Annotated in this window: 26 protein-coding genes and 2 tRNA genes; 13 read left to right on the top strand and 15 right to left on the bottom strand. The window is 50.6% G+C overall.

All coding sequences use genetic code 11. The annotated features are described in order from the left end of the window. Position 1: 1 nt before the first annotated feature. The 13 genes from HRH59_RS14150 to HRH59_RS14090 all read left to right on the top strand — a co-directional run bounded on the left by HRH59_RS14150 (position 2) and on the right by HRH59_RS14090 (position 10,527). Positions 2 to 481, top strand: coding sequence for an LPS-assembly lipoprotein LptE (locus HRH59_RS14150; protein WP_173501925.1), 480 nt, complete (start codon positions 2 to 4; stop codon positions 479 to 481). Positions 482 to 489: 8 nt separating this feature from the next. Further along, on the top strand, positions 490 to 1,539 hold the full coding sequence (holA, locus tag HRH59_RS14145) for a DNA polymerase III subunit delta (protein ID WP_173501924.1): 1,050 nt from the start codon (positions 490 to 492) through the stop codon (positions 1,537 to 1,539). Further along, on the top strand, positions 1,532 to 2,167 hold the full coding sequence (gene nadD / locus HRH59_RS14140) for a nicotinate-nucleotide adenylyltransferase (RefSeq protein WP_173501923.1): 636 nt from the start codon (positions 1,532 to 1,534) through the stop codon (positions 2,165 to 2,167). Before holA ends, nadD begins: the two co-directional genes overlap by 8 nt. Before the next feature lie 62 nt (positions 2,168 to 2,229). Beyond that, positions 2,230 to 2,550: a ribosome silencing factor gene (rsfS, locus tag HRH59_RS14135; RefSeq protein WP_173501922.1), complete on the top strand. Its 321-nt coding sequence runs from the start codon at positions 2,230 to 2,232 to the stop codon at positions 2,548 to 2,550. Positions 2,551 to 2,556: 6 nt separating this feature from the next. Continuing rightward, positions 2,557 to 3,027 (top strand): 23S rRNA (pseudouridine(1915)-N(3))-methyltransferase RlmH, encoded by a 471-nt coding sequence (gene rlmH, locus HRH59_RS14130; protein WP_173501921.1) that lies wholly within the window; start codon positions 2,557 to 2,559, stop codon positions 3,025 to 3,027. A 2-nt stretch (positions 3,028 to 3,029) separates the two neighbouring features. After that, positions 3,030 to 4,898 (top strand): penicillin-binding protein 2, encoded by a 1,869-nt coding sequence (gene mrdA, locus HRH59_RS14125; RefSeq protein ID WP_173501920.1) that lies wholly within the window; start codon positions 3,030 to 3,032, stop codon positions 4,896 to 4,898. Further along, positions 4,891 to 6,009, top strand: coding sequence for a rod shape-determining protein RodA (rodA, locus tag HRH59_RS14120; protein ID WP_173501919.1), 1,119 nt, complete (start codon positions 4,891 to 4,893; stop codon positions 6,007 to 6,009). The genes mrdA and rodA overlap by 8 nt, the downstream gene beginning before the upstream one ends. Further along, positions 6,006 to 6,800, top strand: coding sequence for a septal ring lytic transglycosylase RlpA family protein (locus tag HRH59_RS14115; protein WP_173501918.1), 795 nt, complete (start codon positions 6,006 to 6,008; stop codon positions 6,798 to 6,800). Before rodA ends, HRH59_RS14115 begins: the two co-directional genes overlap by 4 nt. Positions 6,801 to 6,837: 37 nt before the next feature. Next, positions 6,838 to 8,001: a serine hydrolase gene (locus HRH59_RS14110; RefSeq protein ID WP_173501917.1), complete on the top strand. Its 1,164-nt coding sequence runs from the start codon at positions 6,838 to 6,840 to the stop codon at positions 7,999 to 8,001. A gap of 111 nt (positions 8,002 to 8,112) precedes the next feature. Next, positions 8,113 to 8,394, top strand: a complete 282-nt coding sequence (gene ybeD, locus HRH59_RS14105; protein WP_173501916.1) for a DUF493 family protein YbeD — start codon at positions 8,113 to 8,115, stop codon at positions 8,392 to 8,394. Positions 8,395 to 8,443: 49 nt separating this feature from the next. Next, positions 8,444 to 9,142, top strand: a complete 699-nt coding sequence (lipB, locus tag HRH59_RS14100) for a lipoyl(octanoyl) transferase LipB (RefSeq protein ID WP_173501915.1) — start codon at positions 8,444 to 8,446, stop codon at positions 9,140 to 9,142. Beyond that, positions 9,135 to 10,100: a lipoyl synthase gene (lipA, locus tag HRH59_RS14095; protein ID WP_173501914.1), complete on the top strand. Its 966-nt coding sequence runs from the start codon at positions 9,135 to 9,137 to the stop codon at positions 10,098 to 10,100. Before lipB ends, lipA begins: the two co-directional genes overlap by 8 nt. A 67-nt stretch (positions 10,101 to 10,167) precedes the next feature. Continuing rightward, positions 10,168 to 10,527: a PilZ domain-containing protein gene (locus HRH59_RS14090; protein ID WP_173501913.1), complete on the top strand. Its 360-nt coding sequence runs from the start codon at positions 10,168 to 10,170 to the stop codon at positions 10,525 to 10,527. On the opposite strand, the gene HRH59_RS14085 is transcribed toward HRH59_RS14090, so the two are convergent. The 15 genes from HRH59_RS14085 to folP form a co-directional block, all read right to left on the bottom strand. Continuing rightward, positions 10,524 to 11,705, bottom strand: a complete 1,182-nt coding sequence (locus HRH59_RS14085) for a hypothetical protein (RefSeq protein WP_218573532.1) — start codon at positions 11,703 to 11,705, stop codon at positions 10,524 to 10,526. The two genes, HRH59_RS14090 and HRH59_RS14085, sit on opposite strands and share 4 nt — an antisense overlap. Then, complete coding sequence (gene nlpI, locus HRH59_RS14080) at positions 11,692 to 12,600, bottom strand: lipoprotein NlpI (RefSeq protein WP_218573531.1); 909 nt, start codon at positions 12,598 to 12,600, stop codon at positions 11,692 to 11,694. Before nlpI ends, HRH59_RS14085 begins: the two co-directional genes overlap by 14 nt. Continuing rightward, entirely contained in the window at positions 12,581 to 14,710 is a 2,130-nt protein-coding gene (gene pnp / locus HRH59_RS14075) for a polyribonucleotide nucleotidyltransferase (protein WP_173501912.1), read from the bottom strand. Before pnp ends, nlpI begins: the two co-directional genes overlap by 20 nt. Before the next feature lie 177 nt (positions 14,711 to 14,887). Further along, a complete protein-coding gene (gene rpsO, locus HRH59_RS14070) occupies positions 14,888 to 15,157 on the bottom strand; it encodes a 30S ribosomal protein S15 (RefSeq protein ID WP_173501911.1) in 270 nt (89 codons plus the stop codon). Positions 15,158 to 15,279: 122 nt separating this feature from the next. After that, positions 15,280 to 16,206: a tRNA pseudouridine(55) synthase TruB gene (gene truB, locus HRH59_RS14065; RefSeq protein ID WP_173501910.1), complete on the bottom strand. Its 927-nt coding sequence runs from the start codon at positions 16,204 to 16,206 to the stop codon at positions 15,280 to 15,282. Next, on the bottom strand, positions 16,206 to 16,649 hold the full coding sequence (gene rbfA, locus HRH59_RS14060) for a 30S ribosome-binding factor RbfA (protein ID WP_173501909.1): 444 nt from the start codon (positions 16,647 to 16,649) through the stop codon (positions 16,206 to 16,208). Before rbfA ends, truB begins: the two co-directional genes overlap by 1 nt. A gap of 71 nt (positions 16,650 to 16,720) precedes the next feature. After that, on the bottom strand, positions 16,721 to 19,405 hold the full coding sequence (gene infB, locus HRH59_RS14055) for a translation initiation factor IF-2 (protein ID WP_173501908.1): 2,685 nt from the start codon (positions 19,403 to 19,405) through the stop codon (positions 16,721 to 16,723). A gap of 21 nt (positions 19,406 to 19,426) precedes the next feature. Then, positions 19,427 to 20,926 carry a transcription termination factor NusA gene (gene nusA / locus HRH59_RS14050; RefSeq protein ID WP_173501907.1) on the bottom strand — a complete coding sequence of 500 codons (1,500 nt, stop codon included), beginning with the start codon at positions 20,924 to 20,926 and terminating at the stop codon, positions 19,427 to 19,429. Positions 20,927 to 20,955: 29 nt separating this feature from the next. Further along, positions 20,956 to 21,411, bottom strand: a complete 456-nt coding sequence (gene rimP / locus HRH59_RS14045; protein WP_173501906.1) for a ribosome maturation factor RimP — start codon at positions 21,409 to 21,411, stop codon at positions 20,956 to 20,958. A gap of 274 nt (positions 21,412 to 21,685) precedes the next feature. Next, a tRNA-Met gene (locus HRH59_RS14040) sits at positions 21,686 to 21,762 on the bottom strand. Positions 21,763 to 21,836: 74 nt separating this feature from the next. Continuing rightward, positions 21,837 to 21,921 (bottom strand) — tRNA-Leu (locus HRH59_RS14035). Between the two features lie 13 nt (positions 21,922 to 21,934). Then, the gene (gene secG, locus HRH59_RS14030) at positions 21,935 to 22,264 is read right to left on the bottom strand and encodes a preprotein translocase subunit SecG (RefSeq protein WP_173501905.1); all 330 of its coding nucleotides are present in this window, start codon (positions 22,262 to 22,264) and stop codon (positions 21,935 to 21,937) included. 2 nt (positions 22,265 to 22,266) lie between these two features. Next, complete coding sequence (gene tpiA, locus HRH59_RS14025; protein WP_173501904.1) at positions 22,267 to 23,019, bottom strand: triose-phosphate isomerase; 753 nt, start codon at positions 23,017 to 23,019, stop codon at positions 22,267 to 22,269. Between the two features lie 83 nt (positions 23,020 to 23,102). Beyond that, positions 23,103 to 24,437 carry a phosphoglucosamine mutase gene (gene glmM / locus HRH59_RS14020; RefSeq protein ID WP_173501903.1) on the bottom strand — a complete coding sequence of 445 codons (1,335 nt, stop codon included), beginning with the start codon at positions 24,435 to 24,437 and terminating at the stop codon, positions 23,103 to 23,105. A 3-nt stretch (positions 24,438 to 24,440) separates the two neighbouring features. Next, positions 24,441 to 25,274, bottom strand: coding sequence for a dihydropteroate synthase (folP, locus tag HRH59_RS14015; protein ID WP_173501902.1), 834 nt, complete (start codon positions 25,272 to 25,274; stop codon positions 24,441 to 24,443). Positions 25,275 to 25,315 lie beyond the last annotated feature (41 nt).

Genomic DNA, 25,315 nt, shown 5'->3' with positions numbered 1-25,315 from the left:
CATGGCCCGCCTTAGTCTGGTGTTTGCCCTGCTAAGCAGCTTACTGCTTAGCAGTTGCGGCTTTCATTTGCGCGGCGATCTGCCACTAAGCCACTTTCCGGCCATGTATATTCAAAGCGAACGGCACTCCGAGCTGGCGGCCCTGCTGAGCTCACGCTTAGAGTACAACAAAGTAGAACTGCTGGGCAGCTATCAGCAATCAGCGCCGATGCTGCAGTTACTCAGCGATACGCTGGAAAGGCGCACCCTGTCATTGTTTCCCAACGGCCAGGTCGCAGAATACGAGCTGATTTACAAAGTACGTTATATGCTGACGATGCCGGAAGGTGAAGCCCAGCCTTACGAGTTTGAACTGTTCCGCGATTATCAGGACGACCCGAACCAGGCTCTGGCGAAGGCAAAAGAACTGGAATTAATGCTGGGCGAGCTGCGCCAGCAAGCAGCCAACCGTATTATGCGTCAACTGGCCAGGCTGCACTGAGCCTGAGTATGCAAAAACTGTACGCCAACCAGTTAGCACAACACTTAGCTGGGCCTCTGGCTCCCTGTTATCTGCTGTTTGGCGAAGAACCGCTGCAAAAACTTGAAGCCATTGATGCCATCCGTGCTGCCGCTAAGCAACAAGGTTACAGCGAGCGCATTAGTTTAACTGCCGATGCACAATTTGACTGGAACGAGCTGAGCAACGAACTGCAAGCCATGTCGCTGTTCGCCGAACGGCGCTTAATCGAACTGGAGCTGGCCCAGCAAAAGTTGACTCCGGCAGCGGGCGAGCAACTAAAAGCCCTGCCGCAGCAACTGCACAGCGATATTATTCTGCTTATTCACGGTGAGCGCAGCCACAGCGACGTCAGCAAACTGGCGTGGTTTAAACAGCTGCAAACACAGGCAGTACAAATACCGGTGTACGCACTGGATGAACGACAAAGCCAGCAATGGCTGCGTGAACGGGCAAAGCAGCTGCACTTACAGCTTAGCAGCGAGGCGCTGGTGCTGTTGCAACAACATTGTGCCGGCAACTTACTGGCCGCGCGTCAGGAGCTGGAAAAACTGGCGCTGAGCAATTTGCCGCAACCGTTGGATGCCGGCGCATTAAGCCAGTTTTTGGCCGATCACTCCAGCTTCAGCGTATTTCAATTAGCCGATGCCTTATTAACCGGTAACGCTGACGAAGCGCTGCACCGCTTACACCGTTTATGCCAGCAAGATGTTGAGCCGGTCATTATTGCCTGGCAATTACAAAAAGAAGTGCTGCAACTGCGCCAGTTACAACAAGCTCAGCAGCAACAACACAATTTAAACGACAGCTTTAAAAGCCTGGCTATCTGGCCTAAACGCCAGCCGCTGTATCAGACTGCATTAAAGCGGCTGTCGGTCAGCTGGCTGGATTATTTGTTGCAGGAGCTGGCTGCCTTTGACCGGTTGTATAAAAGTGGCCGGCTAGGCAACACTGAGGTGGCGCTGGCGCATTTGGTCACGCTGTTTATTAAGCCGGTAGCGAAAACCTATTCGTTACAACAGCAAGCAGTGTATGACTAAGCACAGCGGTATTTTTGGCGGCACCTTTAACCCGGTACACAACGGCCATATTGCCGGCGCCCGTTTTGTGCAGCAGCGCTGCAAACTGGACGAAGTACGATTGATGCCATGTCATCTGCCGCCGCACCGCGCTACACCCGGGGTTAGTGGCGAACAGCGCGCTGCCATGGTGCAACTGGCCATTGCAGCTTACCCGCAACTGGCGCTGGAACGGTTGGAGCTGGATAAAACCGGCCCGTCTTATACCGTTGACAGTATGCGTCTGCTGAGTGAGCGTGAGCCTGATACCCGCTTTTACTTTATTATCGGCATGGACTCATTGTGCTATTTTTGCAGTTGGCAAGACTGGCAACATATCCTGCAATACTGCCATCTGTTGGTGTGCCAGCGACCGGGGTACAGTGCAGACCAAGGCGATGCACCGGTTTTGCTGCAGAAGTATGGCGTGGCAGGGTTATCCGGTTTGCGGCGTTTGCGCAGCGGGCGTATTCTGCTGTTAGACAACCCGATTGTCGATTTAAGCGCCAGCGGGATCCGGCAACAGTTACAGTCTGGCCAAGACTGTAGTGACAGTTTAGATCCGGCAGTATTGAACTATATTCAACAGCGGCAACTCTATCAGGCGTGAGTGCTATCACCGCGCGCAAACTATGCTAAAATGCCGCTTTTTCCAAGCGCAGAGGAATCAGGGTGCAAACAACCGAGCTGGTAAGTTTTATTCAGGACAAAATTGACGACATGAAAGGCCGCGACATCGTGACCTTAGACGTGCGTGGCAAATCCAGTGTTACTGAATTTATGATAGTGTGCTCCGGCACCTCAAACCGCCATACTAAATCTATCGCTGACTATGTCGCGGCAGAAGCTAAAAAAGCCGGCATTAGCGCATTGGGTATAGAAGGCCAGGCATCAGGTGAATGGGTATTGCTGGATTTAGACGATGTTGTCGTGCATGTGATGCTGGAAGACAGCCGTAATTTTTATCAGTTGGAAAAACTCTGGAGCGCTTAATACAGTATGAAGTTAATACTGATTGCCGTTGGCAGTAAAATGCCGGCATGGGTGCAAAGCGGTTATGACGAATACGCGCGGCGTTTTCCACGAGACTTAGCGCTGGAACTGGTAGAGATCCCGGCCGGTAAACGTGGTAAAAATGCCGACATAAAACGTATTTTAGAGCTGGAAGGCGAAAAAATGCTGGCTGCAGTGCCGCGTGGCAGCAAAATTGTGACGCTGGAAGTGACCGGGGATAACTGGAGCAGCCCGGTACTGGCCGGCAAACTAACCGACTGGCAACGCGATGGCCGCGATGTTTGCCTGCTGGTTGGCGGCCCGGAAGGGTTAGCACCGGCCTGTATTGCTGCCAGCGAGGCGAAATGGTCGCTGTCGGCGCTGACATTGCCACACCCGTTAGTACGGGTGGTGTTAGCCGAAAGCCTGTACCGCGCCTGGAGTATCTGCACTAATCATCCGTACCATCGCGAGTAGAGATGTTAAAAAGACGCGTCGCCATTCAGGATTTTGCTGCTGAAGCCAGGTTGTTTAACAGCCGGGCTGTCGTTGCCATACTGTTTGTCGTGCTGATGTTCTGTGTCATTGTGTACAACCAATATAAATTACAGGTAGTGTTGTATCAGGACTACCAAACCCGCTCGGAAGGCAACCGCATTAAAGTGGTACCATTGGCGCCTAACCGTGGCCTGATTTATGACCGCAGCGGTATCTTGCTGGCCGAAAACCGCCCGGTATTTTCACTCGAATTAGTGCCGGAACAAATCAGCGATATGACCGCCACCCTGGCACAGCTGGCAGAATTAATTGAGCTAAGCCCCGCACAGCAAGATAACTTTTTAAAGCAAGTTAAAGCCCAGCGCCGTTTTAACAGCATAGCGCTGAAAGAGCAGTTAACTGATAGCGAAGTTGCCATTCTGGCGGTAAACCAACACCGCTTTCAGGGCGTTACGGTAGAAGCCCGCCTGAGCCGGCACTATCCGTTTGGCGATTTATTTACCCATGCCATTGGTTATATCGGCAAAATTAATACCCGCGAACTGCAACAATTGGAAGCCGACGGCGAAGCCGCCAACTATGCCGCCAGCCGCGATATCGGCAAAATTGGCCTTGAGCGTTTTTATCAGCGCGAGCTGCACGGCACCATGGGTTACCAGGAAGTTGAAGTAAACAACCGTGGCCGTTTAATTCGCGTGCTACGCTCTGTGCCGGCCGTGTCGGGCCGCAATATTCATTTAGGCCTCGATGTTGGCCTGCAACTGACCGCGCAACAAATACTGCAACAGCAACGCGGCGCCATTGTTGCCATAGATCCACGCGACGGCGCTGTATTAGCGTTTTACAGCAACCCGGGCTACGACCCAAACCTGTTTGTGCATGGCATCAGCTCAGCCAACTACAACGAATTGCTCAACTCGAGTGACCGACCACTGATTAACCGCGTCACCCAAGGCACTTATCCGCCGGCGTCGACCATTAAGCCACACCTTGCTCTGCTGGGGCTGGAAACCAATACCATTACGCCAACGACCAAAATTTGGGACCCGGGTTATTTTATGCTGCCCAACAGTGACCACCGCTTTCGCGATCACTTGCGTTGGGGCCATGGCTGGGTAGATGTGTATCAAGCAGTGATGAAAAGCTGCGATACCTTCTTTTATGAGATGGGCGTAAAGCTGGGTATTGATCGTATTTCTGATTACATGAGCAAAATGGGTTTTGGTGAAAAAACCGGCATTGATATTCATGAAGAAAGCAGCGGTATTATGCCGTCACGCGGCTGGAAACGCGCCAGACATAATCAGCCCTGGTACCCGGGCGATACCGTGCCACTGAGTATCGGCCAAAGCTACTGGACCACTACACCATTGCAACTTACCGTCGCCACCGCGCTGTTATTAAATAAAGGCGTGCTGCCAACGCCACACCTGGTCACTGCCTTCAGCGATGATAATGGCAGCGAAGCCATAGCACCGGTACTGACCCGCACCATTGATGTGGTAGATGAACGTAACTGGGATGTGGTAATGGATACCATGCACCGCACGGTACGCGATGTCGGCGGCACCGCGCATCGCGCTTTTGTCGGCACCAATTATGAAGCCGGCGGTAAAACCGGTACTGCACAACTGGCAGCCATAGCCCAGGATGCCGAATACGATGCCGAAACCATTGATGAGCGGCTGCGTGATAACGCCATGTATATCGGCTACGCACCCTATGACAAGCCGCGTATTGTGATCACCATTGCCTTAGAAAATGCCGGTGGCGGTGGCGCCAATGCAGCACCGATGGCACGGCAAATACTGGATTATTATTTTGCTGCCGGAGTAAATCACGATGAATGATCAGTTTACCGGCAACGCCCGCCACAGCCGGCTGGCTACGTTTCATATCGACACTCCGCTGCTACTGGGATTGTTAGCGCTAATCGGTTTTGGTTTGATGGTGCTGTACAGCGCGTCCGGGCAAAATATGGCTATGATGAAAGGCCAGATGGTGCGCCTCGGTGTGGCCGTGGCAGTAATGGTTATTTTTGCCCAAATTAAGCCGCAAACATTGAAACGCTGGTCATTGCCGCTATTTATTGCCGGGCTTGGGTTACTGGTGGCGGTGTTGTTGGTGGGGCATGTTGGTAAAGGCGCTCAGCGCTGGCTGGATTTAGGTTTTATGAAGTTTCAGCCGTCGGAAGTTATGAAACTGGCCGTGCCCATGGCTGTAGCCTGGTTTATCGCCTCACACAGCTTGCCGCCTAAGTTATGGCATCTGGTTGTCGGATTTATCATGTGTGTCATTCCCACCATCCTGATTTCGCAGCAGCCGGATTTAGGCACCTCAATTTTAATCGCCACTGCCGGCGTGTTTGTACTGTTTTTATCCGGTATGAGCTGGCGCCTGATAGCCTTTGTTGCCGCGTTGGTGTCTGCCTTTTTGCCGGTATTGTGGTTGTTTCTGATGCATGACTATCAGCGTCAGCGGGTACTGACATTTTTAAACCCTGAGAGCGACCCGCTGGGCTCCGGATATCATATCATTCAGTCAAAAATTGCTATCGGCTCCGGTGGTGTTGACGGTAAAGGCTACCTGCATGGCACCCAATCGCAACTGGAATTTCTGCCCGAGCGTCACACCGATTTTATTTTTGCCGTGTTAAGTGAAGAATTGGGTTTAATGGGTGTGCTGCTGCTATTGGGGTTATATTTATTTATTATCAGTCGCTGCTTGCTTATCGCCAGTCGTGCCCGGGATAATTACGGTAAACTGGTTGCCGGCAGCTTTACCCTAACCTTCTTTGTCTATGTATTTGTCAATATTGGTATGGTATCGGGTTTATTACCGGTAGTTGGTGTGCCGTTACCGTTGGTTAGCTTTGGCGGCACCTCTATGGTGACATTAATGGCGGCTTTCGGCGTTATTATGTCGGTGGGTACTCATAAACGGATGTTGGCAGCACCATGATAAAACAGCTTGTTCTACTTGTAACCACGCTAATACTGACTATCGGCTGTAGCGCACCGAATGCCGGCCGCTATAGCCAGGCCAAAGACAGTATTCCGCAGCGCCTGCCAACTTTGTTGGAAATGACCGACCCGGTGCCACAGGCTGAACGGTTAAGTTCGGGTGGTAATAAACCCTACAGCTTATTCGGTCAATACTACACACCACTGGTGCAGGCCACAGAGCATCGTGAAGCCGGCATAGCCTCATGGTATGGCAATAAATTTCATGGCCATCTCACATCTAACGGCGAAACTTACAATATGTTTGCCATGACTGCAGCGCATAAGACCCTGCCACTGCCGTCTTATGTTAAAGTAACCAACCTGGACAACCAGAAAACTGCCATAGTGCGGGTAAATGACCGCGGTCCGTTCCACCGCGACCGTATTATTGACTTGTCTTACTCCGCAGCCAGTAAGCTGGGGATGCTACAGCAGGGTACAGCCAGAGTTCAGCTGGAGTTGTTACAATCGCCGGCGATGTTGGCACAAACCGGCACTCAAACCGACACAGCAGAGCAGTGTTATATTCAGGTGCTGGCCAGTTCAGACAGCAACCGGTTAAACCAATTACAGCAGCAAATTTTGCAGCAACAAGCCCTGCCCAGCGAAATAAAGTCCGGCAGCGGAATTTTTCGCTTGTTGGTAGGTCCTACTGCAAGTAAACAACAAGCGCAGCAATGGCTGCAGCAGTTAAAAGCCGGAGCATTTCCGGATGCATATTTCTTTGATAGCCGTCAGTGCAGCTGACACCTAATTCACCATAATGATTAAAAGAACAGGTCTCATGAATAGTTATTGTCATATTTTCGCCGTCGCCGCTGTGTCCATCGCCAGTGCCGGTTTCAGTGTATCTGCCATTGCGCAAACCGTCGTGCCGCAAGCCCCTGAGGTCGCCGCTAAAGGCCATATACTTATCGACTTTGACACCGGTAAGGTATTGGCAGAAAACAATGCTGATATGTCGCTGGCGCCGGCCAGTTTAACTAAGATGATGACCAGCTATGTTATTGGCACTGAACTGAAAAACGGCAATATTACCAACGAAGATATGGTAACCATCAGTGAAAAAGCCTGGGCAAGAAACTTCCCGGGTTCGTCATTAATGTTTATTGAAGTAGGTACTAAAGTATCGGTTGCCGACTTAAACAAAGGCATTATTATTCAGTCAGGTAACGATGCTTGTGTTGCCATGGCCGAGCATATTGCCGGTAGCGAAAGCGCCTTTGTAGATTTAATGAATGCACATGCCCAGCGTTTAGGCATGACCAGCAGCCGGTTTGGCAACAGCCATGGCCTGCCCAGCGCCGAGAACTACTCTACACCACGCGATATGGCGATACTGGCTGCTGCATTAATTCGTGATGTGCCGGAAGAATACGCGCTATACGCTGAAAAGGAATTCACTTACAACAATATCCGCCAGTACAACCGCAACTCGCTGTTGTGGGACCGCAGCCTGGAAGTAGACGGCATTAAAACCGGCCATACTGACGAAGCCGGCTTTAGTCTGATCACCTCAGCTACCCGCGACGGCATGCGGCTGGTGTCAGTCGTTATGGGCACCGCCAATGAACGCGCGCGTCAAAGCGAAAACAAAAAACTACTGACCTATGGCTTTCGCTTTTTTGAGACCTTTGCTCCTTACCAGCCAGGCGATAAATTTGCCGAGCAACGTATTTGGCAGGGTGAGAAAGAAAATATCCAATTGGGCATTTTGCAGTCCGTGCAGGTTACTATTCCACGCGGCCAACGCAAAGACTTACAAGCCGACTTCACCTTGGATCAACAGCTATTAGCCCCCATATCTAAAGGCCAGCAAGTTGGTAGCATCTATTTAAAGCTAAATGGCGAAGATATTGCCACCTACCCGCTGGTAGCGTTGGAAGACGTGGCTGAAGGTGGTTTCTTCAGCCGGATGATAGACTACGTTAAAATGCAGTTTAATTAGTCAGCACGGCCCTTAGCAAAAGCAAACTAAGTCCCGGCATCAACCGGGACTTTTTGTTACAATTAGCCCAATTAGCACGGCAACAGCCCACAGTGTGATAGTGAGACAAAGATGGCGCATGAAGTAAAGAACACCAAGTTCGATGAATATTTGGAATTTCCCTGCCAGTTCAGCTTTAAAGTGCTGGGCGTGGCCGACGATGCTCTGGTTGATCACGTGATGAATGTCGTGCGCAAACATACTGAAGCCGGTGATTACAGCCCCGCGGTGAAGCCGAGCAGTAAAGGCAATTATCACTCAGTATCGGTCAGTGTTACAGTTACCAGTAAACAGCATATCGAGCTGCTGTACACCGAGCTTGGCAAAATTGAACTGGTACGTTACGTACTCTGAGGTAGTACCACCAGCTTAGCCATTCGTATTCAGTGTAAAGGGCGGTATAATGCACAGCGTTTCAAACCAGGACAGCCAACAAACTCCGGCAATTACGCAGCGCTTGATAATACGCGAGCTGGCCACGCAGGATTACACCAGCGTGTGGCATGCTATGCAGCAATTTACCGATCAGCGCAACGACAGCACGCCGGATCAACTGTGGTTACTGGAGCATCAACCGGTATTTACCCAAGGCCAGGCCGGCAAGGAAGAGCATCTGTTGTTTCCGGGTGACATTCCGGTGGTAAAGGTCGACCGTGGTGGCCAGGTAACCTACCATGGCCCGGGCCAACTGATGGTGTATGTACTGCTGGATTTAAAACGCCGCAATCTGGGCGTACGCCAACTGGTCACCCTGCTGGAGCAGGTATTAATCCATCTGCTGAGCCCATACGGCATTAATGCTTACGCCAAAGCCGATGCGCCGGGTGTTTACGTTGATGGCGCCAAAATCGCGTCTCTGGGGCTGCGGGTGCGTAAAGGTTGCACCTTTCATGGTCTGGCACTGAATGTTGATATGGATTTAAGCCCGTTTTCGCGCATTAACCCCTGTGGTTACGCCGGTATGCAAATGGTTCAATGTAAAGATTTAGGCGGCCCGCAAACTGTTGCCGAGGCCAAACAACGAATAGTGCAGTGTTTTTCGCAGCAATTGAATGCCGCAGCACTGCAGCACACTACAGGGTTAGATTGGCAAAATGACTAAAACTGCACGTATGGAACCCGGCGTTAAACTGCGCGACGCTGAGAAAATGGCGTTAATCCCGATTAAGGTGCTGCCAACCGAACCGGAGCAAATGCTGCGTAAGCCGGAGTGGCTGAAGATAAAACTGCCAAAAAGCTCAGAGCGCATTGACCAGATAAAAGGCGCACTGCGTAAGCATGGCTTGCACTCAGTATGCGAAGAAGCCGCCTGCCCTAACCTGACAGAATGCTTTAATCACGGCACCGCGACCTTTATGATTTTGGGTGCGATTTGTACCCGACGCTGCCCGTTTTGTGATGTCGCCCACGGCCGGCCTTTGCCACCAAGTGCAGAAGAACCGGAAAAACTGGCGCTGACTATCCGCGATATGAAGCTCAAGTATGTGGTAATTACCTCGGTTGACCGCGATGACTTACGCGATGGCGGTGCGCAGCATTTCGCCGACTGTATCCGCGAAATTCGCAAATATAACCCCAGCATTAAAATTGAAGTACTGGTGCCGGACTTCCGTGGCCGTATGGATACCGCGCTGGATATTCTGACGCAAACACCACCGGACGTATTTAACCACAATCTGGAAACCGCGCCACGCCTGTATAAGCTGGCACGGCCGGGTGCCGACTATAAATGGTCACTGCAGCTGCTACAGCGTTACAAAGCGGCACACCCGGAAGTAGCTACCAAGTCCGGCTTAATGGTTGGCCTGGGTGAAACCACCGAAGAGCTTATCGAGGTATTAAAAGACCTGCGCGCGCATGATGTTGATATGCTGACCGTAGGCCAGTACCTGCAACCGAGTAAGCATCATTTGCCGGTAAAACGCTATATGCCACCGGCCGAGTTTGACGAGATTAAACGCATTGCTTATGAGCTGGGCTTTAAACACGTCGCCAGCGGTCCGTTCGTGCGCTCCAGCTATCACGCTGACCGCCAGGCAGCCGGTGAAGATATTAGTTGATAGCCTTTAAGCGCTTTTCTTTCAGCGGAAAAGCGCTATGCTTCATAGACTAACGCGGGGGGAAGCGATGGAACACAGACGATTTAGCAGGGTAAATTTTAAAGGCAAAGCGCATCTTGATATTGGCGGCCACAGCTGTCAGACAGAAGTGTTGGATTTATCTTTAAAAGGCGCTTTAATCCGCAAACCGGACGATTGGCCGCGTAGTTTACCCAAGCAGATGTTACTGCGTATTCAGTTAAACGATTTTCCGCTGGAGATGGAAATGCAGGTTAGCGTAGCGCATACCTCAGATAAGGTAGTAGGCCTGCACTGTGAACGTATTGATATTGAAAGTGTGTCGCACCTGCGCCGCTTATTAGAGCTTAACCTGGGCGATAGCGATGTGCTTGGCCGCGAGCTGGCTGAGCTGAGCGACAGCGACTAACCTTCACTGCCGGCCAGCGCCTGCTGCGCATCGGCGTAACCCCATTCAGACGCCTGCTGCATAAACTGCTGCCACTGTGGCCAGTTTTGCTGCTGCCGTGCCAAATAAGCAAAATAATATTGTACCGGCATCAGCCGTTCAGGCTGCGCCAGAATACGCTGTGCCAGCTGAAAATACAGCTCCGGCAAAGCCAGCTCATAAGAGCGCATCAGATTATTTTGCGCAACAACACGGTATGCCGGCTGTTGCAAGGCAGCACAGGTTTGCACCGGTGTAAGACTGATATCCTGCGCTTGCAGCTGCCAATGCGCTAAATAAGCCTGGCTGTCCCGGCCGAGTAACAGATTAGGGTACTGCTTACCGGCACGGCATACTTGCTCAGCAGCAGCGGCAGATAAGCGGTACTCATCAATAAAACCAAGAATATGCATAAATTCATGCCGTAATAACGCCAGCCCGGCGTTATCCGGCAGTTGCAAGATACCGTTGTTGTAGCTGGCTTTACCCCGTCCGGCAATAACCAGCAACTGGCTGAAATCGCCCGTGCTCACCGCGTCGGCCAACACCTGATAGCGGCATTGCACCAGACTGTTACTGTGCTCTGAACACGCCAATTCAGTACTGTTAACAGTGTGCAGCGGTAAAAAACATACCGGCAATTGCGACAATTGCTTATCGGCCTGCCAGTGTTGCAACAGTTGCCGCCAGGTGTCCGCTCCCGCTTGTTGGCTGGCTACCGGTTGTAAGGTTAAACGACAGCCTTTGGTGTTTTCAAAACCCGTCACAGTGGTCTTATTGCCCTGCCACAAGCCAAGCTCTGCCCGTGTCGCAAAGGGGACAGATGCCGCGCTCAGGCTGCCATCGTCAAGCTGTTGCTGTAACCACTGTGCGGTGGCCAGCCGGCCTTGCTGACGTTGTTGTAACTGCAATGCGTGTTGCAGTGCCGCGGTATCACCCAGCAGTGCCGCATGGCGCAGCCAGCGCAGCGCAGCATCGTACTCTGCCGTTGCCAAACGCTGACCGGCCAGCCGCACTGCAGCCGCAGGATCGGTTTGCGCCTGGTGCATTAATTCAGTTTCAGCAGGTTGTTTCTGGCAGGCGGTCAGCAATATAAAAGCAAAAAAGCCGGTAAACCGGCTTTTAAAAACGGCGATGCGAATAGTGTTAAGGCTCATCATAGGCATCAATTTGTTGTACTTCACCACGCAAGCGGGCCATTTCCAGCCGCGCGTAACGATGTTCAACAAACTCATACACATTGGTAGCCAGCACTTGTTTATAGTAGCTGAGTGCCTGCTCCGGCTGCTGTTGGCTTTCGTGCCACTTTGCCAGATAAAAGTAGACTTCGCACAAACGCTCGGCTAACAGCTGCGGGCCGGATAAATCCTGCAACACCGAGTCCAGCAACGCCTGCTCACTGATTTCACCCAGTAAAAAGCGCACGATATTGCCGGACCATTCAGCTTTATCCAGGATTAACGCGTGTTGTGCCAATTGCTGTTGTGCCTGCTCTGCCGATAACTCGCTTTGTGCCAGATATAACCAGATCACGCGATAAGCGTCGGTGGGCTTTAACGCCAGAAAACGCTGAAAATCACCAATCGCCAATTCTGTTTTACCGGCATAATACAGCGCTATACCCCGGTTTAAATAAGCAAACTCGTGTTCCGGTGCTAATTCCAGTGCAGAATCAAAAGCTTCATAGGCCTGATCAAAGTCGCCACTGACGGTATGATGAATACCCACAAAGTTGTAGGCATCGGCCATATCCGGTTTTAAGCGTAGCGCTCTTAAAAAGTCCAGCCGCGCTAAAGATCGCAGGCCAACACTGTCATACATTACGCCGCGGTCGTAATACAGCTGAGCAGATTGCTCTTCTGATAACTCGGCCCGATACAGTATCTCGCTTAGCCTGGCTATCGCCAGCTCAGTGCGGTAAGACACTGCCAGCGGCTCAGGAATAAGCCAACCGGCAGTAGACGACGGCTGTGAAGCACAGCCGCCGATCAGTAGAGCCAACAGCGCCAGTGGCGCTGCGCGGCGTAACAGCCTATCAGGCATTTTCTTCAGCATTAGCAGACTCAGTAGCAGGTTTAGCGTTGGCTTCCTTGATACTTAAACGTACGCGACCTTGCTTGTCTACTTCCAGTACTTTCACAGACACTTTCTGACCTAAGGTCAGGTGCTCTGATACGTTATTCACGCGCTCATCAGAGATTTGTGAAATATGTACCAGGCCATCTTTACCCGGCAATACGTTTACAAAGGCACCAAAGTCAACGATACGTACAACTTCACCTTCATAAATAGCACCTACTTCAATCTCTGCCGTAATAGCGTTGATCTTGTCGATAGCAATTTGTGCTGCTTTCGCTGTAGTGGCTGCAATCTTTATGCTGCCGTCATCTTCCAGCTCGATAGTAGTACCGGATTCTTCGGTGATCTGGCGAATAACAGCGCCGCCTTTACCGATAACTTCACGGATTTTTTCCGGGTTGATTTTCATGGTGTAGATACGCGGTGCGTACTCAGACATTTCTTCGCGGTGACCGCTGATAGCCTGATCCATTACGTTCAGAATGTGCAAACGGGCAGCTTTAGCTTGCTTAAGCGCGATTTGCATAATTTCTTTGGTAATACCGTCGATCTTAATGTCCATTTGCAGTGCGGTAATACCATCGGTAGTACCGGCTACTTTAAAGTCCATATCACCTAAGTGATCTTCATCACCTAAGATGTCTGACAGCACCACGAAATCGTCACCTTCTTTCACCAGGCCCATGGCAATACCGGCTACAGAAGCTTTAATTGGTACACCGGCGTCCATCAGGGCTAAAGACGAGCCACAGACTGATGCCATCGAGCTTGAACCGTTAGATTCTGTGATTTCTGACACAATACGCACAGTGTACGGGAAGTCATTGAAGTCTGGCATTACCGCTAATACACCGCGCTTGGCTAAACGGCCGTGGCCGATTTCACGACGCTTAGGTGAACCTACCATGCCGGTTTCGCCCACACAGTACGGTGGGAAGTTGTAGTGCAGCATAAAGGTGTCGGTTTTGGCGCTTAACAAGTCGTCGATGTTTTGTGCATCGCGTGCTGTACCTAAGGTAGCCGTTACCAGTGCCTGAGTTTCACCACGGGTAAACAGTGCTGAACCGTGAGTACGTGGCAGTACGCCGGTCATAACGCTTAAACCACGGATCATTTCCGGGTCACGGCCGTCAATACGCGGTTCACCTTTAGTGATACGGCCACGTACGACTTTCGATTCCAGCTCGTGGAAAATCTCGCCTACTTCGTTTTTGTTCAGCTCTTCGCCTTCAGCCAACTCAGCAGTCAGTTTTTCTACTAACGCGGCTTTAATTTCGCCGATACGCTCATAGCGCTTGGCTTTTTCAGTGATCTGATAAGCTTCGCTTAATTGCGCACGGGCCAGACCGTCAATTTTTTCAATTAACGGCAGGTTTTTCGCCGGCGCTTGCCAGTTCCACTTAGGCTTGCCGCCTTCAGCAGCAAATTCGTTAATAGCATTGATAGCCGTTTGCATTTGCTCATGGCCATACATTACTGCACCCAACATCACGTCTTCAGACAGAATACCGGCTTCAGACTCAACCATTAATACTGCACTGGCAGTACCGGCTACCACTAAGTCTAACTTAGAACTTTTCAGCTCTTCTTCTGACGGGTTCAGTACATATTGATTATTGATATAACCAACACGGGCAGCACCGATAGGGCCGGCAAACGGAATACCTGATAACGCCAACGCGGCAGAAGCACCGATTAACGCTACGATGTCCGGCTGAATTTCAGGCTGTACTGATACTACAGTAGCAATAACCTGCACTTCATTGATAAAGCCTTCCGGGAACAGCGGGCGAATCGGACGGTCGATTAAGCGTGACGTTAAGGTTTCGCCTTCACTTGGACGGCCTTCACGTTTAAAGAAACCGCCCGGGATACGGCCGGCTGCGTACATTTTTTCTTGATAATTTACCGTTAACGGGAAGAAATCCTGACCTGGCTTAGGTTCTCTCTTGCCCACTACCGTTACTAAAACTGACGTATCACCCAGGCTGGCCAGCACTGCGGCATCTGCCTGACGGGCGATAACGCCGGTTTCTAAGGTAAAAGTATGTTGGCCGAACGGGAATGATTTTACGATGGGAGTCACGTGTTTGTTTCCTTTACTTGATCGCCTGATTGCGATGTCATTTTTGTCGTTTAATTATTGCGTAGTATACTCTGTAACCAAAGCACAAAGATAGTTCAGTAAATAGTTAACTTTGGATAAAAATTAGTCTTATGGATAAAAAAAGGGGCTTAAAGCCCCTTTTTAACTGAATGCGGATTAACGGCGTAAGCCTAAACGCTCAATCAGTGTTGCGTAACGGCTCTGGTCTTTACCTTTTAAGTAATCCAGTAACTTACGACGCTGGCTAACCATACGCAGCAGACCACGACGAGAGTGGAAGTCATGCTTATGCTGGGCGAAGTGGCCCTGCAGGTGGTTAATAGACGCAGTTAACAGGGCTACCTGTACTTCCGGTGAGCCGGTGTCGTCTTGCTTAACAGCAAAGTCGGCAACGATTTTTGCTTTATCAGCAGCGCTTAAAGACATATTTAACTCCAAATGTGAGTGAACTAAGTAAGGGAATCGCCGATCACTCATCCAGCAGACCCCAAAAAATCCGGCGTATCATAGCATTTTGCCGTTTTTTTACAAGGCGTTTCTGTAGCCGGCTACTGCACAGCTGCCGTATTCAGCAAACGGCGCGAGCTGAGTACTCCCTGCTCCACCTGACCGACACCAAAAAAGCTGTCGTCCGCGCCATGCAGTTTTACCGCGGCGATATCAGCTACGGTTGCAATACAGTTTTGGCCATGTTGTAAACGGTGTTGCTCCTGCTCTGTCAGCTGCAGTTTAGGCATAGTAACAATGCCGGCGTCCAAGGGCAGCAGCAAGGCGTCCATAGCAGTAAAATCAGCATTGGCATGACATTGCTCTGCCAATGCATCCAACTGCGCAGGTGTAACCATCTGCTCAGCAGTAAAGGGGCCGACCTGGGTGCGGTGCAACGCGCCGACGTGAGCGCCACAACCCAGGGCTTCGCCTAAATCATCTATCAGGGTACGGATGTAAGTACCTTTGCTGCAATGCACAATAAAGTCTGCCGTAGCGCCATTAAACTTAAGCAGCTCAAAGCGAAAGATAGTGATTGGTCTGGCTTCGCGCGGCACGGTAATGCCCTGACGCGCATAACGGTATAGCGGCTGGCCCTGGTATTTCAGTGCCGAAAACATGGTAGGCACTTGTAAAATATCGCCGCGAAAGGCTGTCAGCGCTTGCTGCAGTTCAGCCTGGCTGAATTGCACCGGTTTCTGGCTTATTACCTCGCCTTCAACATCACTGGTACTGGTACGAATACCAAAGTTAGCGGTAACCAGATACGTTTTGTCGGTATCAAGTAAAAACTGGCTGAACTTAGTGGCTTCGCCAAAACAGATTGGCAGTAAACCGGATGCCATTGGATCCAATGCGCCGGTGTGTCCTGCCTTTTGTGCCTGAAACAACCAGCGTACCCGCTGTAAAATGCCGTTACTGCTCACTTCCAGCGGTTTATCTAATAACAAAATGCCGTTAACGGCACGGGCATTTTTCCGTGCCATTAGTTTTTCGGCTCGTCGCTACTATCTGTGCTATCTGCAGCATCGGCTACATCATCCAGTGCCTGACCCGACTGCAACCGGCGGCGGTCATCTTCTGCCCGTGCAGTACTGACCAGAGTAGCCATACGAATACCTTCGTTTAATGACTCATCAAAGGCAAAGCGGATATGCGGCACGATGCGCGCCTGAATACGCTTACCAATTAAACTGCGAACAAAGCCGGAGGCATCATTAAGGATCTTAAGGTTGTCTTCAACCTTCTCATCAGCCAGACCTAAAAAGGTCACAAACACTTTGGCATGCGATAAGTCTCGCGACACCTCAACATCCGATACCGTGATCATGCTGTGCAGACGCGGATCTTTAATTTCGCGTTGCAGGATCACCGCCATTTCTTTCTTCATTTGCTGCGACAGTCTGTCGACCCGCGAGAATTCTTTCATTGCTCTATTTCCATTGTCTGCAACAGACAAAACAGGGGCCCAAGGCCCCTGTTTTATTGCTGCGTTGCCTGTTACAGGGTGCGTTCAACCTGTATCACTTCGAACACTTCGATCTGATCGCCTTCGCGCACATCGTTGTAGTTCTTCACGCCGATACCACATTCAAAGCCGTTGCGTACTTCACTGACGTCATCTTTAAAGCGACGCAGCGATTCCAATTCGCCTTCGAAAATAACCACGTTGTCACGCAGTACACGAATTGGTGCGTTACGCTTGATAACACCTTCAGTAACCATACAACCGGCCACTGCACCGAACTTAGGTGAACGGAACACATCGCGTACCTGCGCCAGACCAATGATCTGCTGCTTGAACTCAGGCGCTAACATACCGGTCATCGCGGCACGTACTTCGTCTAACAGCTCATAAATGATGCCGTAGTAACGTAAGTCCAGGCCTTCGTCTTCTACCAACTTACGTGCTGTGCCGTCGGCACGTACGTTAAAGCCGATAACAATTGCCGATGAAGCCGCAGCCAGGGTAACGTCGGTCTCGGTAATACCGCCTACGCCACTGCCGACAATTTTCACTTTTACTTCGTCGGTTGACAGTTTCATCAGTGACTCAGTGATCGCTTCAACCGACCCCTGTACGTCCGCTTTCAGCACGATATTCAGCTCAGACACATCGCCTTCAGTCATGTTAGCAAACATGTTTTCCAGCTTAGATTTCTGCTGACGTGCTAACTTAACGTCGCGGAATTTGCCCTGACGATACAGCGCTACTTCACGCGCTTTACGCTCGTCTTTAACTACCGTTACTTCGTCACCGGCTTGTGGTACACCGGATAAACCTAAGATTTCTACCGGAATAGACGGGCCGGCAGTTTTGATTTCTTTACCGTTTTCGTCACGCATTGCACGAACACGGCCGTATTCAAAACCACACAACACGATTTCGCCCTGTTGCAGCGTACCTTCCTGTACCAGGATTGATGCTACCGGACCACGACCTTTATCCAGGCGTGATTCAATCACCACACCACGGGCCAGGCCTTGTCTAACGGCTTTTAATTCCAGCAATTCAGCCTGGTTCAGGATAGCTTCGAGTAAGTCATCGATGCCCATACCTGATTTTGCCGATACCGGCACAAACTGTACATCACCGCCCCACTCTTCAGAGATAACATCGTACTGCGACAGTTCGTTACGTACGCGCTCCGGGTCAGCTTCCGGTTTGTCCATCTTGTTTACTGCAACCACTATCGGCACACCGGCCGCTTTCGCATGCTGGATAGCTTCTTTGGTTTGCGGCATTACACCATCGTCTGCGGCAACAACCAGGATAACGATATCGGTCGCCTTAGCACCACGGGCACGCATTGAGGTAAACGCAGCGTGGCCTGGTGTATCAAGGAAAGTTACCATACCGCGGTCGGTATCAACGTGATAAGCACCGATATGCTGGGTAATACCACCGGCTTCACCGGCTGCTACCTTAGCTTTACGAATGTAATCCAGTAATGACGTCTTACCATGGTCAACGTGACCCATTACGGTAACTACCGGCGCACGGGACTCTAACTCGCCCTCGCCCTGACGGTCAGACATTACCGCTTCTTCCAGCTCGTTTTCTTTGGTCAGGGTAACTTTATGGCCCATTTCTTCACAGACAATGGCGGCAGTTTCCTGATCAATGACCTGGTTAATGGTCGCCATGGCGCCCATTTTCATCATAACCTTAATCACTTCTGAGGCTTTAACCGCCATTTTGGCAGCCAGTTCAGCCACAGTGATGGTTTCACCAATTTTCACTTCACGTTCAACCGGCTGCGCTGGTTTATTAAAGCCGTGCTGCATACTGGTTGGCGTTTTCTTTTTCTTCACATGACGGTTAGCGCGATTAAATGCCTCTTTGTCATTGGCATCATCTTTCTTTTTGCCTTTAACGGCAGGCGCTTTTTTAGCGGCACCGCGACGGCCTGCACGCTCTTCTTTAGCGTCCACTTCGTCTTCAGCTTGCTTAGCAAACTCATTGCTGGTCAGGTGATAATCGTCGGTGTCGGCTGGCTTGGCTTTTTCTTCCTGCGCCCAACGTTCACTGTTTTCTTCTGCCAGTTTGCGGGCAGCTTCTGCCTGCTTAGCGGCTTCTTCTTCCAGCTTACGCAGTGCTTCGGCTTCCTGTTGCTGACGAATATGTTCGGCTTCTTTACGCGCTTCTTCTTTGGCAGCGCGACGGGCAGCTTCTTCAGGGTCGTCTTTTAACAGTTGAGCTTGCTTGGCTTCTTCACGACGGCGAGCTTCAACGGCTTTACGCTCAGCTTCTTCCTTCGCTTTAGCGGCGGCAATTTCTTTCACTTTGCGCTCGGCCTCGGCACGGGCGTGCTCGGCTTCGGCATTGGCTTTTTCTTCAGCCAAACGCGCTTCTTCCTGGGCTTTTAATGTTGCCTCGTCCACTACCGGTTTTTTCACATAAGTTTTTTGCTTACGTACTTCCACCTGAATTTCACGGTTACGACCTGCGCCACCGGCTACGCTAAGCGTGGTTTTTTCTTTGCGTTTTAACGTTAAACGCGCAGGCTCTGCCGATTTACCACCATGCTGAGCACTTAAATGTTCCAGCAGGGACTTTTTCTCATCTTCGCTGACCATCTGTCCGGCTGTTTTACTGATACCGGCATCAGCGAATTGCTGCACTAACCGATCAACAGTAGTACCGACATCACTGGCTAGCTTTTCTATAGTGACTTCTGCCATTTGTGTTGTTACCTCCGTTGACTACTTATTTTCTTCGCTAAACCAAACGATGTTACGGGCTGCCATGATCAGGTCGGCGGCTTGTTGTTCCGACATGGTGACTATTTCCAGTAAATCATCGACACCCAGCTCTGCCAGGTCGTCTAACGTTGTTACCCCTTTACTGGCCAAAACGTAGGCCGTGTGGGTATCTAATTCTTTCAGCGCTAACAGCGCTTCACTTGGTTGCGCATCTTCCAATGATTCTTCACTGGCCAGGGCGCGGGTGGTTAATACTGCTTTGGCACGGCCACGCAGCTCTTCCACTGTTGCTTCGTCCAAACCGTCGATACTTAACAGTTCGCTGATTGGCACATAAGCAATTTCTTCCAGCGTGGAGAAACCTTCATCTACCAGCACATCGGCAAAATCTTCGTCAATTTCCAGAGCATCAACAAATACCTGACGTACCTTGGCAGTTTCTTCCTGGTGTTTTTGTTTCATCGCTGAAACCGACATCACGTTCAGTTCCCAACCGGTAAGCTGGCTGGCTAAACGCACGTTTTGACCATTACGGCCAATCGCCATTGCCAGGTTGGCATCTTCCACTGCGATATCCATTGAATGAGCATCTTCATCAACGATGATAGACGCCACTTCAGCCGGTGCCATGGCATTGATAACAAACTGGGCATCGTTATCGTCATACAACACGATATCAACCCGTTCGCCGGCTAATTCATTTGATACAGCCTGTACACGTGAGCCACGCATACCAACACAAGCGCCTACCGGGTCAATACGGCGGTCATTGCTTTTCACCGCAATTTTGGCACGGGCACCGGGATCACGGGCTGCACCACGCAGTTCTATCATTTCTTCGCCGATTTCCGGCACTTCAATGCGGAATAATTCCAACAGCATTTCCGGCCGTGAACGGCTTAAAAATAACTGAGCACCACGTGCTTCCGGCTTTACTTCAAACAACAACGCACGCAGGCGGTCGCCCGGGCGGTAGGTCTCGCGCGGTAACATTTCATCGCGACCCAGCATGGCTTCAGCGTTGTTGCCTAAATCAATAATGATGCTGTCGCGGTTAACTTTTTTCACCACGCCGGTGACTAACTCACCCACCTGGTCGATATAAGCTTCTACTACCTGTGAACGCTCTGCTTCACGTACTTTCTGTACGATAACCTGTTTCGCCATCTGGGTAGTGATACGGTCGAACTCGATAGAGTCAATTTGCTCTTCGTAGTAGTCGCCAACCTGTACTGACGGGTCGTCATACTGCGCTGCAGACAACGTCATTTCGCGGTATGGATGCTCTTGCACCTGATCATCCGGAATAACCTGCCAGCGGCGGAAAGTTTCGTACGAGCCGGTTTTGCGGTCAATGTTGACACGAACTTCAATATCGCCTTCGTTCTTCTTTTTGGTGGCTGCAGCCAACGCAAACTCCAATGCCTGGAAAATCTTCTCCCGCGGCACTGACTTTTCGTTTGAAACTGCATCAACAACTAATAATATTTCTTTTGCCATTGTGTGTTGCCTCGCTTTGCCCCGATACCTTAAAACACCGGTACCACGTTTGCTTTATCTACGTTATCCATCAGCAAACGATAGGGTTTGCCATCTACTTCCACTATCAACATATCGTCTTCAATAGCTGTTAGTACGCCTTTAAACTTACGCCGGCCATCCTGTGGAATAGCCAGTTTTACTTCAATTTTTTGCCCGACTACGGCAGCAAAATGCTCTGCCGTAAACAATGGCCGATCCAAGCCGGGTGACGATACCTCCAGCAGGTATTCATTAGTAATCGGATCTTCCACATCTAAAATAGCGCTAACCTCACGGCTAACCAGGGCGCAGTTATCTACGTTTACGCCATCAGCGTGATCAATATACAAGCGCAATGTTGAATGACGACCAGCCTGCACCAGCTCTAACCCCAACAATTCAAAGCCGGTGGCTTCAACAGTGGGCTGTAATAGCTCTGTCAGTTTCTGTTCTTGCTTGTTCAACGCGACCTCCGGAAAAGCTGTTGTTGCCTGCTACCGCACCGGTAACCTGGTAACAGCAGCAAATAAAAAAAGGGCTGCTTAGCCCAATACTGCTTAAAACTGAGTCTGCAGATACGAAAACGCCCCGAACTAGCGGGGCGAATGGGCATCCAATCAACTAACATATCGCCAATGTTAATTGAAACTAAATTTGGTTGCGGGAGCCCCAAGATTTAAGAGCGAACCGACAACCTTCAGTACTAAAACACAATTAAACTATTTTGTACTGCAAAGTTGGTTGCGGGAGCCGGATTTGAACCGACGACCTTCGGGTTATGAGCCCGACGAGCTACCAGGCTGCTCCATCCCGCGTCCGTAATTGGCGCTTATTATATAGCGCTGACTGGTTTATCGCAAGCGTTGCCTGAGCAAACTATTGATATATTTGGTGCCGAGAGCGGGACTTGAACCCGCACGTCCGAAGACACTACCCCCTCAAGATAGCGTGTCTACCAATTTCACCACCTCGGCTGAATTAAGCGGATTAGTTACCTACAGGGATATCGCTGGTGTCATCTTTTTTCTGTTCAACCTGTTCAGTAACCGGCACTGACAAGTCTTGCCACTCGTCAACCTGTTTGCTTTGTCCGGCACTGTAGTTACCCAGCACCAGGCTTAACACGAAAAAGATGGTTGCTAAAATAGTGGTAGTTTTAGTTAAAAAATTACCGGTTCCGGACGAACCAAACACTGTAGCAGAAGCGCCGGCACCAAAGGCAGCGCCCATATCAGCACCTTTACCGTGCTGAATCAACACCAAGCCAATTAAGGCCAATGCTACTAATAAATAAACTACAATCAAAATTTCGTACATGCTTATTCCTTTGCACCTTTTGTAACTGCAAGGCAAATTTGCGCAAATTCTGCCGGTTTCAGGCTTGCGCCGCCTACCAGAGCACCATCTATGTCGGCTTGCTGAAATAACGCAGCACAATTGTCTGCATTAACACTGCCGCCATACAATAATTTTACCGTTTCTGCTGCCTGCGCATCGTATTGTGCCAAATGCTGCCTGATAAAAGCATGAGTTGCCTGAGCCTGTTGCGGCGTAGCGGACTCACCTGTACCTATGGCCCAAATTGGCTCGTATGCAATCACTGATTTCAGCAGTAATTCGGGCTGCGAAGCATACACCGCATCAAGTTGCCGTGCAATAACCTGCTGTGTTTTTTCTTGCTGGCGTTGTTGTAACGACTCGCCGACACAGAGTATCGGCGTTAGGCCGGATGATACGGCTTGTTTCAGCTTAGCAGCGATAAGTTCGTCGCTTTCAAAATTCAGCATACGCCGTTCAGAATGGCCGACAATCACATAGCTCGCACCGGCTTCCTGCAGCAACTCTGCGCTGATTTCGCCGGTATAGGCACCGCTGCTTTCATGGCTCAGCGTCTGGCCGCCTAAGGCAAAATTGCCGGGAGTGTTAAAACGCGTTAACAACGTGGCCGGTGGGCAAACAACCACAGTTGTGGTGTCTAACGAAAGCGTTGCCAATGTTACAGTCAGTTGTTGCGCCAGGGCGGCTGAACCGTTCATTTTCCAGTTCGCTGCAATCAAGGGTGTGCGTTGCATGATGCTGTATTCCCGTTATTAAACGGGCGCGATAGTAACGAACCACGCCCGTGCAAACAAGTATTATTGGCGCATTTGAACAATCAACTGGCTATTTTAACCGCAGCTGCAATCTGTTCGGCAAAATTACGCACCTGGGTTGCATCTTCACCTTCAACCATCACGCGGATCAACGGTTCAGTGCCGCTTTTACGGATCAGCACCCTACCGGAACTGCTTAATTGGGCTTCAACGTCCGCAATAACTTGCTTCACGTGCTGCTTCTCGAGCGGTGCTGTACCCTTTTCAAACTTCACGTTTACCAGCACTTGCGGCAATTTATGCATACCACGGCTAAACTCGGCCAGGCTCATCTTTGCTTCTATCATTGCATTAAGCACCTGCAGCGAGGCAATAATACCATCGCCGGTACAGGTATAGTCGAGATTAAGTACATGGCCGGAATTTTCGCCGCCGATACGCCAGTTTTTCTCACGCAGCAGCTCCATGACATAACGATCACCTACCGCACTGCGCTCAAACGGAATGCCTAATTCTTTCAGCGCCAATTCCAAACCTAAATTACTCATAAGTGTGCCAACCACACCACCTTGTAATTTATTCTGTTCTTTGGCGGCGCGGGCAATAATATAAACAATCTCATCGCCGTCTATTACTCGCCCTGTATGGTCTATCATCATTACGCGGTCGCCATCACCATCGTAAGCAATGCCTAAGTCCGCTTTGTTCTCCACAACCGTTTTTTGCAGCAACTCAGTATGAGTAGCACCGCAGTGATCATTGATATTGAAACCGTCCGGTGTGGCCGCAATAACCGTTACCGTAGCGCCCAACTCTTTAAATACTGCCGGTGCTATGTGGTAAGTCGCACCATGAGCACAGTCTATGACAATGTTCAGCCCCTTCAAGGACAGGTGGTTAGGTAAGTGGCTTTTACAAAATTCAATATAACGGCCGGCGGCGTCATCAATGCGGGTTGCTTTACCCAGCTTTTCAGATGGTTCGCACACCATAGGTTGTTCCAGCTCGTATTCGATGGCCAGTTCAACTTCATCCGGTAGCTTAGTGCCATCGGCGGAGAAAAACTTAATGCCGTTGTCATAATAAGGGTTGTGTGAAGCGCTGATCACAATGCCGGCTTCAGCACGGAAGGTGCGGGTAAGATACGCTACTGCCGGTGTCGGCATAGGACCAAGCAAACGTACATCAATACCGGCGGCAATCAGGCCTGCTTCTAATGCAGTTTCTAACAAATAGCCTGAAATACGCGTATCTTTGCCAATCAGCACTTTGCGGGTACCACGTTGTGACAGCACTCGGCCGGCTGCCCAGCCTAATTTCATCGCAAACTCAGGTGTGATGGGAAAATCACCCACTTTGCCGCGTATGCCATCAGTACCAAAATATTTTCTGCTCATCCTTTATGCTCCATACTGCATTGCGGTCACAACCCTGACCGCCTGCACGGTTTCTTTAACATCATGCACGCGAATAATGCGGGCACCTTGCAATGCTGCAATAGTAGCGCAGGCCACGCTGGCTGCCAAACGCTCATTGAGCGGAATGTTCAGCAACTGTCCAATCATTGATTTACGTGACATGCCGGCCAACAACGGATAGCCACAATCAGCAAACTGCTGCAGTTGTTGTAACAGTACATAGTTATGCGTCAGGCTTTTGCCAAAACCAAAACCGGGATCGAGAATAATCTGTTGTTTATCTATCCCCGCTTGCTCACAAGCGCGCGCCCGCTCAAGCAAAAACTGTTTCACCTCAGACACTACATCCTGATACTGCGGCGCTTGTTGCATACTGCGCGGTGCGCCCTGCATATGCATCAGGCATACCGGCACCTGCGCTGATACCGCAGCAGCTAAAGCGCCAGGTTCAAGTAATGCACGCACGTCATTAATAATATCGGCACCGGCCTGAACCGCGGCTGACATAACAGCGGCCTTACTGGTATCGATAGAGATAACGCAATCAAACTGCCGGCGCAACGCTTCAATTACCGGTACTACCCGCGCAAGCTCCTCGTGCGCCGGCACAGCCGCGGCGCCTGGCCGTGTAGACTCACCGCCAATATCGATAATAACCGCACCATCCGTCAACATTTGTTCTGCCTGACGCAGCGCAGCGTCATAGCGATTATAACGGCCACCGTCGGAGAACGAATCCGGCGTCAGATTTAAAATGCCCATTACCACAGGGCGGCTAAGATCCAGGCGACGCTGACGGGGCAAACACAACTGCATATAAACTCCTGCTTGGCGGGGTACTGCTAAAAATAAACCCC

The organism is Rheinheimera lutimaris, from assembly GCF_013283795.1.
GTDB lineage: Bacteria > Pseudomonadota > Gammaproteobacteria > Enterobacterales > Alteromonadaceae > Alishewanella > Alishewanella lutimaris.
Note: the sequence above shows the minus strand (reverse complement) of the source record. Positions and strands in the feature narration are given on the sequence as shown.